General features: G+C 38.9%; 19 protein-coding genes. 7 read left to right on the forward strand and 12 right to left on the reverse strand.

All coding sequences use genetic code 11. The annotated features are described in order from the left end of the window. Nucleotides 1-4: 4 nt before the first annotated feature. Both H5161_RS05420 and H5161_RS05425 read right to left on the reverse strand, forming a co-directional pair. On the reverse strand, nucleotides 5-523 hold the full coding sequence (locus tag H5161_RS05420; protein ID WP_259398133.1) for a transthyretin-like family protein: 519 nt from the start codon (nucleotides 521-523) through the stop codon (nucleotides 5-7). A 25-nt stretch (nucleotides 524-548) separates the two neighbouring features. Then, the gene (locus H5161_RS05425) at nucleotides 549-932 is read right to left on the reverse strand and encodes a DUF1294 domain-containing protein (RefSeq protein WP_182768859.1); all 384 of its coding nucleotides are present in this window, start codon (nucleotides 930-932) and stop codon (nucleotides 549-551) included. Nucleotides 933-983: 51 nt separating this feature from the next. On the opposite strand from H5161_RS05425, the gene H5161_RS05430 reads away from it, so the two are divergent. Beyond that, nucleotides 984-1,514, forward strand: a complete 531-nt coding sequence (locus H5161_RS05430; protein ID WP_182674919.1) for a hypothetical protein — start codon at nucleotides 984-986, stop codon at nucleotides 1,512-1,514. Nucleotides 1,515-1,576: 62 nt separating this feature from the next. On the opposite strand, the gene H5161_RS05435 is transcribed toward H5161_RS05430, so the two are convergent. Further along, nucleotides 1,577-2,119: a carboxymuconolactone decarboxylase family protein gene (locus tag H5161_RS05435; protein WP_024595406.1), complete on the reverse strand. Its 543-nt coding sequence runs from the start codon at nucleotides 2,117-2,119 to the stop codon at nucleotides 1,577-1,579. Between the two features lie 112 nt (nucleotides 2,120-2,231). Here H5161_RS05435 and H5161_RS05440 point away from each other — a divergent pair, with 112 nt between their 5' ends. Next, nucleotides 2,232-2,819 (forward strand): TetR/AcrR family transcriptional regulator, encoded by a 588-nt coding sequence (locus H5161_RS05440; RefSeq protein ID WP_004334521.1) that lies wholly within the window; start codon nucleotides 2,232-2,234, stop codon nucleotides 2,817-2,819. A gap of 104 nt (nucleotides 2,820-2,923) precedes the next feature. Here H5161_RS05440 and H5161_RS05445 read toward each other — a convergent pair whose 3' ends face one another. The 5 genes from H5161_RS05445 to H5161_RS05465 all read right to left on the reverse strand — a co-directional run bounded on the left by H5161_RS05445 (nucleotide 2,924) and on the right by H5161_RS05465 (nucleotide 8,386). Continuing rightward, nucleotides 2,924-5,044 carry a methyl-accepting chemotaxis protein gene (locus tag H5161_RS05445; RefSeq protein WP_182197178.1) on the reverse strand — a complete coding sequence of 707 codons (2,121 nt, stop codon included), beginning with the start codon at nucleotides 5,042-5,044 and terminating at the stop codon, nucleotides 2,924-2,926. A gap of 107 nt (nucleotides 5,045-5,151) precedes the next feature. Continuing rightward, entirely contained in the window at nucleotides 5,152-6,369 is a 1,218-nt protein-coding gene (gene arsJ, locus H5161_RS05450) for an organoarsenical effux MFS transporter ArsJ (protein ID WP_182737666.1), read from the reverse strand. A gap of 24 nt (nucleotides 6,370-6,393) precedes the next feature. After that, nucleotides 6,394-7,404 carry an ArsJ-associated glyceraldehyde-3-phosphate dehydrogenase gene (locus tag H5161_RS05455; protein ID WP_182768860.1) on the reverse strand — a complete coding sequence of 337 codons (1,011 nt, stop codon included), beginning with the start codon at nucleotides 7,402-7,404 and terminating at the stop codon, nucleotides 6,394-6,396. A 20-nt stretch (nucleotides 7,405-7,424) separates the two neighbouring features. After that, a complete protein-coding gene (locus H5161_RS05460; RefSeq protein ID WP_024595411.1) occupies nucleotides 7,425-7,781 on the reverse strand; it encodes a metalloregulator ArsR/SmtB family transcription factor in 357 nt (118 codons plus the stop codon). A 176-nt stretch (nucleotides 7,782-7,957) separates the two neighbouring features. Then, nucleotides 7,958-8,386: an organic hydroperoxide resistance protein gene (locus tag H5161_RS05465; RefSeq protein WP_024595412.1), complete on the reverse strand. Its 429-nt coding sequence runs from the start codon at nucleotides 8,384-8,386 to the stop codon at nucleotides 7,958-7,960. 123 nt (nucleotides 8,387-8,509) lie between these two features. Between H5161_RS05465 and H5161_RS05470 the strand changes: the two genes are divergently transcribed. The 3 genes from H5161_RS05470 to astB all read left to right on the forward strand — a co-directional run bounded on the left by H5161_RS05470 (nucleotide 8,510) and on the right by astB (nucleotide 12,080). Continuing rightward, the gene (locus tag H5161_RS05470; RefSeq protein ID WP_024595413.1) at nucleotides 8,510-8,944 is read left to right on the forward strand and encodes a MarR family winged helix-turn-helix transcriptional regulator; all 435 of its coding nucleotides are present in this window, start codon (nucleotides 8,510-8,512) and stop codon (nucleotides 8,942-8,944) included. Between the two features lie 45 nt (nucleotides 8,945-8,989). Beyond that, nucleotides 8,990-10,096 carry an L-dopachrome tautomerase-related protein gene (locus H5161_RS05475; RefSeq protein WP_182768861.1) on the forward strand — a complete coding sequence of 369 codons (1,107 nt, stop codon included), beginning with the start codon at nucleotides 8,990-8,992 and terminating at the stop codon, nucleotides 10,094-10,096. A 637-nt stretch (nucleotides 10,097-10,733) separates the two neighbouring features. Next, nucleotides 10,734-12,080 (forward strand): N-succinylarginine dihydrolase, encoded by a 1,347-nt coding sequence (astB, locus tag H5161_RS05480; protein ID WP_004334492.1) that lies wholly within the window; start codon nucleotides 10,734-10,736, stop codon nucleotides 12,078-12,080. Nucleotides 12,081-12,161: 81 nt separating this feature from the next. Here the strand turns inward: astB and H5161_RS05485 are convergent, their stop codons facing one another. Then, nucleotides 12,162-13,016, reverse strand: coding sequence for a mechanosensitive ion channel family protein (locus tag H5161_RS05485; protein ID WP_010553540.1), 855 nt, complete (start codon nucleotides 13,014-13,016; stop codon nucleotides 12,162-12,164). A gap of 274 nt (nucleotides 13,017-13,290) precedes the next feature. On the opposite strand from H5161_RS05485, the gene H5161_RS05490 reads away from it, so the two are divergent. Both H5161_RS05490 and H5161_RS05495 read left to right on the forward strand, forming a co-directional pair. After that, nucleotides 13,291-13,971, forward strand: coding sequence for an SDR family oxidoreductase (locus tag H5161_RS05490; protein ID WP_182768862.1), 681 nt, complete (start codon nucleotides 13,291-13,293; stop codon nucleotides 13,969-13,971). Nucleotides 13,972-14,019: 48 nt separating this feature from the next. Beyond that, a complete protein-coding gene (locus H5161_RS05495; protein WP_024597443.1) occupies nucleotides 14,020-14,700 on the forward strand; it encodes an SDR family oxidoreductase in 681 nt (226 codons plus the stop codon). Between the two features lie 122 nt (nucleotides 14,701-14,822). Here the strand turns inward: H5161_RS05495 and H5161_RS05500 are convergent, their stop codons facing one another. The 3 genes from H5161_RS05500 to H5161_RS05510 all read right to left on the reverse strand — a co-directional run bounded on the left by H5161_RS05500 (nucleotide 14,823) and on the right by H5161_RS05510 (nucleotide 16,451). Then, on the reverse strand, nucleotides 14,823-15,044 hold the full coding sequence (locus H5161_RS05500) for a hypothetical protein (RefSeq protein ID WP_024597444.1): 222 nt from the start codon (nucleotides 15,042-15,044) through the stop codon (nucleotides 14,823-14,825). Continuing rightward, a complete protein-coding gene (locus H5161_RS05505) occupies nucleotides 15,041-15,562 on the reverse strand; it encodes a hypothetical protein (RefSeq protein WP_076924355.1) in 522 nt (173 codons plus the stop codon). The genes H5161_RS05500 and H5161_RS05505 overlap by 4 nt, the downstream gene beginning before the upstream one ends. A gap of 259 nt (nucleotides 15,563-15,821) precedes the next feature. Next, the gene (locus tag H5161_RS05510) at nucleotides 15,822-16,451 is read right to left on the reverse strand and encodes a hypothetical protein (protein WP_182768863.1); all 630 of its coding nucleotides are present in this window, start codon (nucleotides 16,449-16,451) and stop codon (nucleotides 15,822-15,824) included. Nucleotides 16,452-16,693 lie beyond the last annotated feature (242 nt).

Below are 16,693 nucleotides of genomic sequence, written 5' to 3' on the forward strand. Positions count from 1 at the left end.
CCACTTAATTAAGCGAATTGGTATTACAACGCGTATAAACTGTATAAAATTGACCCGTATTTTTTATCGGTATATCGTACGTTGTAGCCTCTTCACTAAGTTCGCATTCAAAGTTATTTAATATATCAGACAGCAGTGCTTGCTCTTCGGTGAACGGTATTGTGGTATACCACAAGATTGAATCTTCATCTTTTTTGTTTCCAATATAAATACTCTGTAGCAAAGAGCTATTAAAAAACATGTTTGAAGGCTTTGAACTACGTATTGTTTTATTATCGAAATAAAAGTAACCATTGTTATCACTTATGGCTTCATCAATATAAGTATCACCGTAAATCAGCTCTCTTGTTACTTTAACGCCCTGTTGGGGCTCACCATTATTTAATAATCTGCCTTTTACAGGCAACGACAACGTAACGTTTTGTTTATTAAAAAACCCAAACATGTCTGCACATCCTTGCAATGGTATTAATAAAAATAAAATAAGCGTTAAGGTCACGCCAGCCGATCTTGTATTAGTCATAAAAAGTCCTTTTCCTATTTATACTTTAACCTAACAATAAATCTGGAAAATAAATAGCGATAATACTGCATCCCGCATTGATTAAAATACATAACCACAACACCACTATAAAACGTCGCTTTTGCGATTTATGGCGAAGTAATTGTTGAGCAAGTAATGCCCCCGGCCATCCTCCAAATAATGCAAGTAGTTGCAATGTGCGCTCTGGCGTACGATTTACTTTTTTATGTGAAGAGCGCTTAGCTTGTCGCTTATCCCACGCGTACATTAAAAAAGTGATAGCACTTAATACACTTATATAACCAGGTACATATATAGGTATATAAACAGGTAAGTATTGCAGTAGGTAAGCCAGCCAAATGGCGGCTAAATAAAGTAATGAGAATGTGATTAATATTTTCTTTATCAATTAATTATCGCCTATACTTGGCATTGGTATTACAAAAACAAGAGCCAAATTATGACATATTTTAAAGCGATATTCTTAGTCTTATGCTTATCAACATTTAATAGCTATGCATCCGATACATCCACCAACCTTGATAAAGAACTTGCCGTATTTAAGCCCTATTTAGGAACTTGGCAGGCTGACTTTAAAGTACCTGAAGGAGCTAAAAAAATACAAGATGTTGGCCGTTGGGAGCGTGCTTTAAACGGTAAAGCGATACATACCAAGCACTCTATTAATGAAGGTGAGTATGGCGGCGAGTCGATGATTTTTTACGACAGTAAAAAAGAGTCTTTGGTATTTTACTATTTCACAACAGCAGGGTTTTATACAAAAGGGACTATGAAAGTCCTCAGCCCCACTCAATTTGTAGCTTATGAAGATGTAACTGGTAGCCAAGATGGTATTACAAAGGTTAAATCGATGAGTGAACTAAAAGACGATAAATTTATTGTATCGACCTCTTATTTAAAAAAGGGTGAGTGGACAAAGCCCGAACAACGTATTTATACACGCAGTACAAAAACGGTTAAGTTTAAATAGCTGTGATTTAAAAGTACAAAAAAGGCAGCCTAGGCTGCCTTTTGTCATTTATAAAACCGTATTTATTTTACGTATTTTTTAAATGCAGCGTCTACTGGTGTATCAGCAAGGTGATTAGTGTAGTTGCTCATTACTTTTTGAGACAAGCCTACAATAATTTCAAGTAGCTGTTGCTTAGCGTAACCTGCGGCAAAGAATTTTTCGATTTGCTCATCGCTGATCACGCCACGTTCACGTGTCATTGCAAGTGTAGTTTCACGAAGAGTTTCTAGCTTAGGGTTTTCAAGTGGTGTTTTGTTAACAAGTGCGTCAACAATACCTTGATCAACCTTCATTGCCGCTGCAATACCACTGTGAGCAGGTACACAGTAATGACAGTCGTGCTCTACGTTAATTGATTGCCATACTACTGTTAGCTCTTCTGCGTTGAATGATGTTTTTTGAAACAACTCATGCAGTACTTGGTAACCTTTAAGTAATGTTGGTGCTTCAGCCATTACTGCATGTAAGTTAGGAAGCATACCAAATGCTGCTACTGAATCAGCTAGTAACGGTTTTGCTTCTTCTGGTGCGTTTTCTTGAGTGTATAAAGTAAATTCGGCCATGGTTAGCTCCTAATAATTAATAGTTTTAAGTAACTTCGAGACACATAGTATTTGATTTTGAGCGACTGTTCAAGTTAAAATTGAGCAAATGTTCAAATTGATTGAGAATGATATGGCTAATAAGGTTAAATTTGAACGCGAGAATGTAGTTCGCGTTGCTAGTCAGCTATTTTGGCAAAAAGGTTTTCATGCAACCTCAACGCGTGACTTACAAGAAGCCGTTAATATGCGCCCAGGTAGTATTTACTCTGCGTTTGGCTCTAAAGAAGGCCTATACTGCGAATCGCTGAAAGATTACACCGTACAAATGAAAACCCAAATAGAAGGGTTTTTATCAAGTGCCGATACAGTACTTGGTGGATTACGTGCGTTTGTTGAAAACGTGGTAATTAAAACAAAAGATTGCAGTCCAAGCGCTATTTGTATGCTAGTTAAAGCAAACAGCGAGTTTGCAGAAAAAGATTCAAACCTGTATGAGCTAAGCTTAGATTTAACGGCTCAATTTGAAGCTTATTTAACGCAATTATTTAACCAAGCAATAAACAAAGGTGAGTTAAGTAACACGTTGACCGCTGTTGAATATGCGCGCTTTTTTCAAGTGCAATTTACAGGTTTACGCGGTTATTTTAATCGTCCTAATGTAGAGCAATTTGCTGAGCCAATGATCAACCAAATGTTTATGTTGATTAAAAAGTTATAAATAGCAGTTATCGAGCATTCCCAACAAGTTACATTTATTCTACTAAATAAAAATGGCCAGTATTAACTGGCCATTTTTTTTGTGCTTAAAACTTAATTTGTAAGTTACGTTTTAAGCTTATTAAGTTCATTATCTTGCTGGGCAACGAGTGCATTAAGCGCTTCGCTGCTATCCCCTGCTTGTGTAGATAAGTCAGCAAGTTGCGATGCGGCATCAGATATAAGCGTTAAATTACGGTTTATTTCTTCAGTTACTAAACTTTGCTCTTCAGCAGCAGTTGCAATATGTGTAATTTGATTGGTTATTTCATCAACTTTAACAACAACACTGTGCAGAGCATCAAAAGCTACTGATGTTTCATCAACGGCATTTTGTGCACGTACTACGCCTTTTTCAATAACGGTAGATGCGTTACCTACTTCAGATAATAAACTATCAATTAGCTGGCTTATGTCGTCTGTTGATGAACGCGTTTTAGAAGCAAGTGCACGTACTTCATCGGCAACAACGGCAAAGCCGCGTCCATGTTCACCAGCGCGCGCAGCTTCAATAGCAGCGTTAAGTGCAAGTAAATTTGTTTGTTCTGAAATAGTACGAATTACATCTAATATTTGCGTAATGTCTTTACTACGCGAAGCAACTTTTTCAACGGCTTGGTTAGCTTCTTTAATTTCTTCAGACATCGTTTTAACTTGCGTCATCGCTGATGACAAGCTCGACTCACTGCTTACTACCAAGCTATTTATTTCATCGGCTTGTTGGGCTGATTGCTCTGATGCTCTGGCGACTTCAAGTGCTGTTGCGCTCATTTCGTTCATAGCCGTTACCACACTTTCAATTTCTTGAAATTGAGATTGCACATTATGCTTTGTATCAATAGCTATGTGTTGTGCTATTTCGCCTTGCTGCTTGGTTTGATCAGACACCGTTTTAAGCTCAGAAATTAAATCACGTAGCTTTGCTAAAAATCGATTAAACCCACCAGCTAATGCAATAAGCTCTGCGTGACTATCAACATGCAATGTATGTGTTAAATCACCTTCAGAACTTGCGAGGTTATCAACCCGCTGTTGAATTTGTTGTAGCGGCGCTATTACACCTGCTATTACTAATTTCATAATAACAAAAGCAACCACAGCAATTACTAAGCCTGTTATTAAAATAATAAATCTGAGTGATGTTGCTGTTTCTTGCATGTTTTTTTCTAGCGCTTCAGGCCCTGCAAGTGCTAGTTCTGTAGGTACTTCTATGATTAATGACCACTGAGTGTTAGCTAGTTTTATATTAATTGGGTAGTTAACTAAATACTCGCTAGGCGTTTTAAAGAGACCATGTTGGCCTTTAAATTTAACCAGCTCACTGTAAGTGTTGCTACTAACCGCTTCTTTAAATGGGCGGCCTAATTTAGATTTATAGTGACTGCTGCCTACAATTAAACCTATATCACTTAAAAGTGTTACTTTTGCTTGGCCGTTGTAAAGCTCGCTCGACAGCTTTTCGGTTAAGCCCTGAAAAGTTGGGAGCGTTAAATCAACGCCAGCTAAACCAATAAACTGACCTGACTTTAAAATAGGCACAGTTAACGAAGTTAGCATTACTGAGTCGCCCGATGGGATTTCGTATAAATACGGTTCCATAATACAAGGCTTAAGCGTGTCTTTTGCACACAAATACCAATGCGCTTCACGAATACCAAATTCATTTAAAGAGGTAATATATTTATCGGCAGCATTAGCTACTTTTTGCTGTTCAATTACGCCGTTTTGGTCGCGAGTAATATACACCTCTAAGGTGCCATTACCATTAACCGAATGTTTGTAACCTTGTTTAAAGCTCGAATCTTGCCCATCAAAAGCATTAGGCTCAAATTGCGAATATATAGAAGAAAGCAGAGTATTTTGCTCTAACATCGAGCGGTTAATACTTACTACTGTATCGCGGCTCAGGGTTTCGCTTTTGGCTGCGTCACCTAATAAAGCCGCTAATGAATAAGGAATGCGGTAAGCTTCATTAATAAAGCCTGCAATTTTTTCTCCGTATCCAGCTGCATGAGCATTAAGCTTTTCTTCTACTTCTACAGTAATGTACTCTTCAGATTTAGTCGCTAACTGCTTATTACTTGATGATAACTGCCACCACAAAACGCCTGATAACACTAGTACAGTTATAAATATACTACCGACACTAAGCCAGAGTAACTTTTTTGCTAACGATATTTCTCGCATTCATTACACCCTTTAAATTAAAACTACTGATACAGTTTAGTAGATCTAACCAACGAAGCTATGAATATCGTTAAACAAATTGAATTTAATACAATACGTTGGGTTTTTTAAAGTTTAGCTAACCGTGCTGTTGTAATTGCGGCTAAAACTAATAAACACACACTTACCCATAAACACGCACTAAGCCCATATACTTGAAAAACCCAACCAGAAAGCACCGTACCAAGCAAACGCCCTATCGCATTGGCCATATAATAAAAGCCAACGTCTAGTGACACCCCATCATTTTTAGCAAAACTTACTATTAAGTAACTATGCAGCGATGAATTTACAGCAAATACTCCACCAAAAATAAGTAAGCCTATTACAAGCGTAAAATGTACCGCTATATCCAATTGCATCAACAACGCCAAAATGCCAGTAACACCACTTAATAAAGCAACCCACCAGTATGCTTTTTTGACCGAATGTGAAGTTGAATCACCTTGCCCAGTTATTCGCGGTGCTTGCGATTGCACCAGCCCATAAGCAATTACCCACGAAGCCATAAAACCGCTGACCCACCAATGATCCCAGTTAAACTGAGCGGCTAAGTAAACAGGTAGTGCAACTACAAACCATACATCGCGCGCTGCAAACAAGCATAAACGCGCTGCGCTAAGTAAGTTAATTGCCCGCGATTTAGAAAGTAATTCTTTAAACTTAGGTTTGTTTTTAGCTTTACCAATATCGCCTTTTAAAAAAATTAAACTAATAACCCACGCAACACTAAGTAAAATAATTAGACTTATTAATGCCCCCACAAAACCAAATACAGTTAGTAATAAGCCGCCTAAAAAAAAGCCCACCCCTTTTAAAGCATTTTTAGAGCCGGTAAGTATTGCAATCCATTTATATAATTGGCTTTGCCCTGCATCGTCTTGTGGTACTAAATACTTAATGGCGCTCTTTGCACTCATTTTATTTAAGTCTTTTGCTATGCCACTCAGTGCTTGCGCTGCCATAACATAGGCAACGGTTAGCCAATCCCCTGGCACGCAAAGCATGGCTAAAGCGACAAGTTGTAGCCCAAGCCCTACATTCATGGTTTTGTTCAACCCTAAATGCGCGCCAAGCCAACCACCTACTAAATTGGTGATCACCCCAAATATTTCATAAAACAAAAACAACATGGCTATTGCAAATGCACCATAACCTAACTGATGAAAATACAGCACCACCAACATGCGTAGCGCACCATCAGTTAAAGTAAATGCCCAATAGTTACTAGTAATTATTAAATATTGTTTTATAGAGCTCGGTAAGTTAGCCAACTGCGCAAACATAGCGTTAAACCTTTTTAAACGAGATTAAACCAAATCACTTTGTGCAACTTTTAGCATTAGCTCAGCAGTACGGTTTGCATAACCCCACTCGTTATCGTACCAAGCGTATAGTTTAAGTTGAGTGTTGTTAATTACCATGGTTGAAAGCGCATCAATAGTGCAGCTGCGCGGATCTGTTTTGTAATCTATAGATACAAGCGGCTTTTCTTCGTAGCCTAAAATACCTTGTAGCTCGTTATTTGCAGCGTCTTTAAACCACGTGTTTACTTCATCTTGTGTAACACCTCGCTCGAGCTCAAAAACACAATCGGTAATTGATGCGTTAGTAAGAGGTACACGCACGGCATGGCCGTTTAATTTACCTTTAAGCTCAGGAAAAATATGCGTAATAGCCGTTGCACTACCGGTTGTAGTAGGAATTAAACTTGTACCGCACGAACGCGCACGGCGTAAATCTTTATGAGGGGCATCAATAATAGTTTGGGTATTGGTAATGTCGTGAATAGTAGTCATTGAGCCGTGCTTAATGCCCACTTTTTCTTGCAGTACTTTTACTATTGGCGCTAAACAGTTAGTAGTACAAGACGCAGCAGTAACAATTTTATGCTCACTTGGATTATAAAGATCATCGTTGACACCCATTACTACATTTAAAATACCGTCTTCTTTTACAGGTGCGGTTACCACAACACGCTTAACACCTTGCGCTAAATATTGATTTAACAGCTCAGTGGTTTTCATTTTACCGCTGGCTTCTATTACTACATCGCAATCTGACCAATCAGTTTCGTTTATGGTTTTGTTGTTAGTAACTGCAATCGTATGCTTACCCACACTAAAACTACTATCATCACTAGAAACCTGTTGTGCTAAGCGCCCGTGTACTGAGTCAAACTCAATTAAATGTGCGTGGGTTTTAGCATCGCCCGCTACATCATTTACTTTAATAAACTCTATTTCTGGCCAATCAACTGCTGCACGCAGAGTTAAACGTCCCATACGGCCAAAACCGTTAATACCTACTTTAATAGTCATAATTAAATACCTTTAATAAGTTAGTTACAGCAGCTAGTAATACGTTCAGGGCGATTACCCATAACATTTAAGCGCGTTAAATCGTTTTCATAAAATGAAGGGTTAGCAGTAAGCGTTTGCGTTAATACATTTTTAGCCCACTCTGGTAGGGCTTTATTAATACTGTAATAAACCCATTGATTTTGTTTACGGTCGCTCAACAATCCGCATTGTCTTAACTGCGCTAAATGGCGAGACACTTTAGGCTGGCTTAGCTCAAGTGCAGTAACCAGTTCGCATACACATAGCTCTTCTTGATGGCTAATGAGCAGCATTGCTTTTAAACGCGTATCGTCCGCTAGGCATTTATAAAATTGAAGTGGGTTGAATTGTTCCATATTGTCCTCGCAGTTTTATTGCACATACAATAAAACAAAAACAGAACATATGGAATAGTGAATATATGATTTTTTGCATGTTTATTTAACGACTCCTTTTTATTAAACTCCACGCACAAAAAAGCCCAGTAGCAAAACCACTGGGCTATTACAGTATTAGTTAACTTAGCAATTAATTAAATAACTGAAAGCTCTACTTCAATATTGCCACGTGTTGCGTTTGAATATGGACATACTTGGTGCGCTTTATCTACAAGCTCCTGCGCTGCAGCTTTATCCATATCACCTAGTGATACAGCAAGTTTTACTGCAATACCAAAACCGCCTTCAATCGCGCCAATAGATACTTGTGAGTCAATATGTGTGTCGCTTGGTAAATCTATTTTTTCGCTACCTGCTACAAATTTTAGTGCGCCAATAAAACACGCGGCATAACCTGCGGCAAATAATTGCTCAGGGTTAGTACCTTGACCGTCGTCTCCGCCTAAACCTTTAGGTGTTGATAAATTTACATCTAAACGACCATCATCAGATTTAGCTACGCCTTCGCGGCCGCCAGTTGCAGTTGCTTTTGCTGTATAAGCTACGTTTTGTAATACATTCATAATGAACTCCAAAGTTTAGTAATTAATTTAGTTTGTATGCAAAATAATAGAACAAGTAATTAGAGATTGCAAATACTTTGCATGCAAATTAAAATGCCATGTATCGAAATAAAGGATAACGTTATGCCGTTTGAGCAATTAAAGTTAAAAAATCAGTTATGTCACCGGTTATATATGGCATCTAACAGCATTGCGCGTGCGTATCGCGAGCCTTTAAACGAGCTAAATTTAACTTACCCGCAATACGTAGTAATGATGGCGCTGTGGGAGCAAGACGAAATAACAATTGCAGAGCTAATAGATAAAACCGCGATAGATGGAGGTGCAATGACCCAAATACTCAAAAAAATGAGCGACAAATCATTACTGGCTGTTATTAAAGATGAGCACGACAAACGCAAACGCCTAGTTCAGCTAACCAAGCATGGCCAATCACTTAAGTTAAAAGCAGCCGATATTCCTAAAAATATTTTATGTAAATTTGATAGTGTAGATGCAACACAAGCGAAACAGTTGATGCAGCTGCTCGATTTAGTAGTAAACGACTTAGCCGATTAGGCTCTTAATTTTTAAACAATAAACGTGTTTTAAAAGGTTTTAAAAATGACTCATATTAAAAAACTACTATTAGCAGCGGCGTGTAGCACGGCACTTTTAGGTAGCAACGCTGTAACTGCTAACACCGCTGGCCAAAATGCTGATTTAAAAACAGTAGCCACCTTTGATGCGCAGCACCCTCCTGGCAACATTGCTATTACCCCATCGGGCAGAAAGTTTTTATCTGTGCATGGCTTTTTTGGCCAAAAGCAAAAAATTATGGAGCTTTTAAGCGATGGTACAACTAAGCCCTACCCTAATGAAGAGTGGGCATACGCGTACAATAACGGTAAAGGTTTTTACGACGTACTTGGCATAAACGTATCAAGCGATGGTGTATTATGGATGCTCGACACTTCAGGGCCCGATCACGCTGGGCGCTTAGTAGGCTGGGATACAAACAAAGAGCAACTACATAAAATTATTTATCTGGCTAAACCGACCATTACCGACACCTCGTTTTTAAACGATTTAGTCATCGATAATAAACATGGCGTTATATACATTGCCGACACAGCCCAAGGCAGCCAAGCCGCTATTATTACGGTAAACCTTAAAACAGGTGTCGCACGCAGAGTGTTACAAAATAGCCATTACACCACCGCCGAAAATATCGATATGGTTATTGATGGGCGCACAATGAGCCTTGGCGGACAACCTGCCCGCTTAGGTGTTAACCCTATTACGCTTGACCCTAACGAAGACTGGCTTTACTTTGGCTCAATGTCGGGCACGTCGGTTTACCGCATTGCCACCAGCGATATAAATAACGAGAGCCTTTCGGCTAAAGCGCTTGAAGACAAAGTTACGCGTTACGGCACTAAGCCAATTTCCGATGGTATTATTGTTGATGGCGGCGGTAACATATATGTAACCGACATAACCAATGGCGCAATTGGCGTAGTTAAACCCACTGGCAACTACGAAGTATTATTTAAAGACGAACGCTTAAGCTGGCCTGATGGCTTTAGCTACGGAGCCGATCATAAAATATACTTTACCGTTGACGATTTACATAATTCGCCTGTACTTAATAATGGCAAAAATCAAAGCCACGGTAAGTTTAAAGTAATGTCGTTCGAGCCTTTAGTAAAAGGAAAAGTAGGCCGCTAATTTACTTTTTAAGTGACTACATTTTTTAAAAAGCCTTGCACATTTAAGTGACCTAATAGTTGCAGGGCTTTTTGTTAAAAACACACCACACTGGTGCATATTTTAAAAATACTTCACCTCTTTGGTGCTAATCCTTAAGTATGTATTTACACTTAAATACTAAATACCTGATTTATATTCATAAAATATTCAAGTTAATGTTGGCATACTTCTTCCAATAAACTGATGTGTTCAGTGAAAATACCAAGGAAAAACCATGTTCAACTTATACCATACCCTTTACCTTTTATGGCGTTTAGACATTAGCGTTTGGCAAGTTAATGATCCAACAAATACCCATACCACCGCTGACAAAGAGCGCGTCTATGTTAAGTAACATCGTATTATGTAAAGGCTTGGCATAAAGCTTAAATGTAAAAACCTACTTTAGGCTAAGCTTTTGCACACTATGAAATTTATGTGTACATTTTAATTAAACTTCAAATTAATCGTTCAATATAAAAACAACCCCCTTGTAATAAACTCCACATTTAAAAACGTCGAAAAAATTAGTAAAAACACTGCGTTTATAACTTTGCAAGCAGCCCTAATGCGTTGTATTGTTGCATCCTATTGAAAATTTTTAGTTGGAACGTGTATGCACGCTTTGGAAGTTAATTTTGATGGCTTAGTTGGCCCTACTCACAACTACGCTGGTTTATCGTATGGTAATGTTGCCTCGTTAAATAACGCAGCAAGCTTTTCAAATCCTCAAGAGGCTGTGCTTCAAGGCCTTGAAAAAATGAAAGCCATGCACGACAAAGGCCTAACTCAAGGTGTATTTGCCCCTCATGCGCGCCCCGACTTAAACGTACTGCGCCGCTTAGGCTTTACCGGTAATGATGCACAAGTAATTCACAAAGCATTTAAAGCTGATCCTATTTTATTACGCGCGTGTTATTCAGCGTCAGCAATGTGGACAGCAAATGCAGCTACGGTATCGCCATCTCCTGATACAACCGACGGCAAAGTACATTTTACTTCAGCTAATTTAAATAATAAGTTTCATCGTTCATTAGAGCCTGCAACCACTACGCGCTTATTAAAAGCGATGTTTAATAACGACAAATACTTTGCGCATCATACCCATTTACCCGACCAAGGCTTTTTTGGCGACGAAGGTGCAGCAAACCATACTCGTTTTTGTGACAGCCACGGCGAGCAAGGCCTTGAAATGTTTGTATTTGGTGCCAGCGCGTTTAACAGCCAATTACCAAAACCAGCTAAATTTCCTGCAAGGCAAACACTCGAAGCCTCAGAAGCAATTTGTCGCTTACATAACTTAAAAGATTCAAGCCAAATTTTACTACAGCAAAATCCAGACGTAATAGACCAAGGCGTGTTTCATAACGATGTAATTGCAGTAGGTAACGCCAATGTATTACTGTGCCACCAGCAAGCATTTTTAAACCAAGCTTTGGCACTGCAAGATATTCGCGAAGCGTATGTGGGCAATAAAGAATTTTACATTATTGAAGTACCTACCGATAAAGTAAGCATTACCGACGCTGTAAGTAGCTATTTATTTAACAGCCAGCTAGTGAGCCTTGAAGATGGTTCAATGCTGTTAGTGGCACCACAAGAGTGTAAACGCAACAGCGCAGTTAACGCCTACATTGAAGAAATGATCATGGCTGATAACCCAGTAAACCAAGTACAGTTTTTTGATTTACGCCAAAGTATGCAAAATGGCGGCGGCCCAGCTTGCTTGCGTTTACGTGTAGCCCTTAACGAACAAGAACTTGCAGCAGTAAACCCAGAGGTTATTTTAACTGATACTAAATACACACAACTGTGTGACTGGGCAAAACGTAACTACCGCGACAAATTAGGCGCAAGTGACTTTGCAGACTCAGCCCTACTCACCGAAAGCTACCAAGCACTTGATGAGCTAACGCAATTACTTAATTTAGGTTCAGTGTACGACTTTCAATTAGAAGGTTAATACCTCAGCCTACACAAAGACGAATACAAAAATAGCGAGCCAAGGCTCGCTATTTTTATTTATGTTTATGTTAATACATACTTAAGCATCTTTGTTAACAGTTATGGCCGATGCCATAGACTCAGATATATGCAGCGTACGCTGCGGAAACGGAATACTCAGCCCAGCGCCTTCAATTGCTTCTTTAACACGTTTATTTAAATCCCACACGGTTTGCCAATAATCACCATTAACAGCCCACGCACGTAATTGAATGTTCACTGCGCTTTCGCCTATTGAAGTCACCATTACTTTAGGAGCAGGCTCTGCGAGTAACCGGCTCTCTGATGCCGCTAATTCTTTGAGTACATTTAAGCCAACGTCAATAGAGTCGGCATACGAAATCCCCACCACTATGTCCATTCGTCTTTTACCATTACGGGTAAAGTTTTTAATATTGCCACCCCACACTTTGCCGTTAGGCGATGCTATATAAAGACCGTCGGTGGTTTTAAAAATAGTGGTAAACAGGTTTATTTCGTTCACAGTACCAAGCGTGCCACTGGCATCAACAAAGTCGCCTATTTTAAAAGGTCTAAGTATTAACAGCATAATACCCGCAGCAATATTGCTCAGCGTATTTTTAAGGGCTAAACCAATCGCTAAACCAGCAGCACCCATTAGCGCAATTAAGCTTGCCGTATTAACGCCAAAAATATCTAAAATAAATAGCCCGCCAATTATATAAACTAAATAACCAGCAATACTCGATAAAAGCGGGAGTAGCGTACTATCTACTCTTTTTAATGGCGATTTAGAGTTTTTAATCGCTTTTTTAACCGAGCGTGCAATTAAGGCACTCGCAACTAAAATCACCAACGCTAAAATCACTTTGTACCCTAAAGTGATGATTGTTTCTGAATGGCTTTGCCAAAACGCTAAAAGTTTATCTTTCATGTTTGTTCCGATAAATATTGCTGACACTCAGCAAAATAATGGTTAAATCTAATAAAACCGACTTCAAAAGAAGTGGCGCGAGTATATAGAATAAAAAATTTAAACCTATCTTTTTTAATCACTTATTTCAACTTTAAAAATACCGTTAAAACTATGGTTTTTGATACGTAGAGCCCACCTATTTACGGCTAATTTATAGCGCCTATTCAATATAGGTTAATCGTTTATTGGTATGGTTATTTTAAGCTTACAATGTTCACAAAAGAGGTTATCTATGGGAAAAGAGAAAATAGTACTCATAACCGGCGCTTCAAGTGGTATTGGCGAAGCAACCGCAAAAATGCTGGTTAACAATGGTCATAAAGTAATACTTACCGCTAGACGCGAAGATAAATTAACTGAATTAGTAGAGTCATTGGGCTCAGATAACGCCATTAGCGTAGCCGCAGATGCAACCGACTTTACCGCGCTTGAAAACGTAGTTGCTAAAGGCATTGAAAAATTTGGTCGTTTAGATGTTGCCTTTGCTAATGCAGGTAAAGGGCTAGACACTTTAGGGGTTGAAGAAGGCGACCCCAATGAGTGGTCAACCATGATCGACATAAACATTAAAGCCCTACTGTGGACTGCAAAACTAACAATGCCGCATTTACGCCAAAGCAAAGGACACTTTATTATTACTAGCTCAGCAACTGGTCGCAGAGCTGTTAAAGGCTCTATATACGGTGCAAGCAAATGGTTTACTTATGGTTTTTCTCAAAACCTAGCACAAGAAATTAGTGAATGGGATGGGCGTTGTACAACCATCACCCCTGGCGCTGTAAATACCCCTTTTACTGATGAAGCAAGACCTGACAAGTTATACCCGCAAGATGTTGCCGATGCTGTGCTATTTGCCATTGAGGTAAATCAGCGTAATAACATCAGAGAAATACATTTAAGACCCACTCATTAGTAAAACTATTCTCATAATTTTGAATATGTAAACATAGGAGAAATAATCATGGCGAAAGAAAAAATAGTCCTCATTACAGGTGCTTCAAGCGGTATTGGCGAAGCAACCGCAAAAACGCTGGTTAACAATGGCCACAAAGTCATTTTAACCGCCAGAAGCGAAGACAAATTAACTAAATTAGTTGAATCATTAGGCTCAAATAACGCACTTAGCGTAGCTGCAGATGCCACAGACTTTACCGCACTTGAAAACGTAGTAACAAAAGGCATTGAAAAGTTTGGCCGATTGGATGTAGCCTTTGCTAATGCAGGCATGGGTGTTTCAACCGCTGGCACCGAAAAAGGTGACCCGGATGAGTGGTCAACCATGATCGACATAAACATTAAAGCGCTGCTATGGACTGCAAAACTAACACTGCCGCATTTACGCCAAAATAAAGGTCACTTTATATTAACCAGCTCTGCCGCTGGCCGTAAGCCAATTGGTGGCTCTATTTACGGTGCAACTAAATGGTTTGCTTATGGCTTTGGACAAAACTTAGCTGAGGAAATGAGCGAATGGAATGGCCGCTGCACAACCATAGCACCAGGCATGGTAAACACCCCATTTTTTGATGAAGCTAAACCCGACAAACTCGACCCACAAGATGTAGCCGACGCCGTACTCTTTGCCATTGAAGCAAACCAGCGCAACAGCGTACGTGAGATTTATTTAATGCCGACTAATTAACGTTGATTGGTTGAGTTTGAGCTGTCAGGTTTAATGCTAATGGTATTAAACCTGATGGTTGTTAATTCTAAATACCGGCTAGATAGAATGAAGGGAAAATATTCAGCATTAATAAAAGCTTGTTATATATACAGTAACTCTAAACCTCCATCACTAGGTTCAAATACTTCAAGCCAAATGGTAACACCATTTTCATCGCTACATTCAATATCAAAGGCTCCATCATAAACTTCAACTATTGTTCCAATATCACCGACCTGAGGAACTCTAGAGCCAAAGCTTTTTTCTGAATGGATAAATTTTTTATTAAGAGATATCACTTTTACGACAGAGTATTGCTTCATTTGATTTTATGGTACGCATGAGTGTTTTGGTTACAGGTTTGATAAACATAAATAGAACTAAAAATATTCTGGGTCTTTAACTCAGCTTTAAATTCATCAGAAAAATTACTTTCAACCTGAAGTATGTCAAAGAATGGCCCATATAACCCAACAAGTAATATCCCTGGTTTATTTAATGTAGCAATGCTTTGCATTGTTTTCTTCTGTAACTTAGCTTTAATTGCTGACTCAACTCTTCCATTAGTAATTGAATCAAAATCTCCAACTAAATCGCCTTTTGACGATATGTGAACTTTATCATCTGCGGCATGAGAAGTTATGCTGATTGCAGTCTCTTGGCTAAAATGTGCATCTGTTATTTCTATCCAAGTATCTACGCCATCAATCTTTACAATTGCATCAGGCGGATCTGGTCTGTTAATTAATTCAAGTACTTTACCTTGTGATGAAAGGAGATTCTTATATGAATCTAGAACAGCAATTTCATGTGTGGGATTTAAATCTCTGTGTGAAGTCATCTAGAACCTATAACGAGACTGTAGAATAACTCCAACAGCCAAATTCAATTAAAAAACTAGCTCCTGCAATTAACTATAAGCGTTTTTAAAGCATTAGGTAATACATTTGGAGCCCATAAACGAGGCTGTTTTTCTTGAAAAATAGTAATTCTACAGCCTCAACTTTAAGCTAAGGGGCGCAGGTGCGTGGGGCATAATGGCGAAGCCTGCCTGCGTATAGGCGTCCCAGCGACCGGAGGGAGTGAACTTAAGCGCTTTGTTAACTCTCATAGCCCAACTCGCTTCGCATTGTGTCTATTATCTGGTTCCTCAAGTTTTTGAGGTCGTTTCCTTTTCTTACCATCTTTTGCTGAATTTCTGTTTCGAAGTTGTAGTTACCAGTCAAGAATGCTTCAGGAGTAAGCTGTTCATTCAATTGACGAAGCATTTCTGGCTGCATTGTAAGAAGTACTTGATATAGCGACTCAAATTGCTCTAGCTTTTCTATTAAGTTTCGAGAACATACGATCCTTAAGCCGGTTAACTCACTCGTGGCTTTTTGAAACCCTGCTTGTGTGCCGATCGTAAAATCATTTAAAACTTTTTGATAATTTAATATGGCTTCTGTAGAAGATTCCTCTTCATAGAGTCTACGCGTTGCGTCAGGAAGAGTTTTATTCATAAACACAACATAATCTTGCCCTGCTAGTTTTGCAGCATTATCGAGAATTTTAAAATAGTTTTGATATTCAGTTTTTCTCGTTTCGAAGAGCTTTTCATCTCTTTCACGCTTAACCTTATATTTATGATGCAAGAATGGGAGTAAACCAGAACATATAAGCGCAGTGACAGCCGGAATAATTATTTTAGCTTCCAGCCAGTTATTAACTAGATTAGCAGATTCTTCCATTGATCCTATATTTCCTTGATGAGAGTTAACGCCTGAATAATGTGTGAGCTAGTTTGGCCGTTTTATTGCGTCGTTTGCAACTAAAAATGACAAACTAAAGTGAATCACTATTCATTCTCTTGTATGGATAATAAACCCATAAATTAATTAATACTTTAACCAAGTTCGGGTAATGTGAGGCCCAAGCTTTGGCTGCAACCAAAGCCTTTTATACAGTAGTTCGATTGATTGAAGGCTCCTCT

This window comes from Pseudoalteromonas sp. SG43-5 (assembly GCF_014164345.1).
Lineage (GTDB): Bacteria > Pseudomonadota > Gammaproteobacteria > Enterobacterales > Alteromonadaceae > Pseudoalteromonas > Pseudoalteromonas distincta.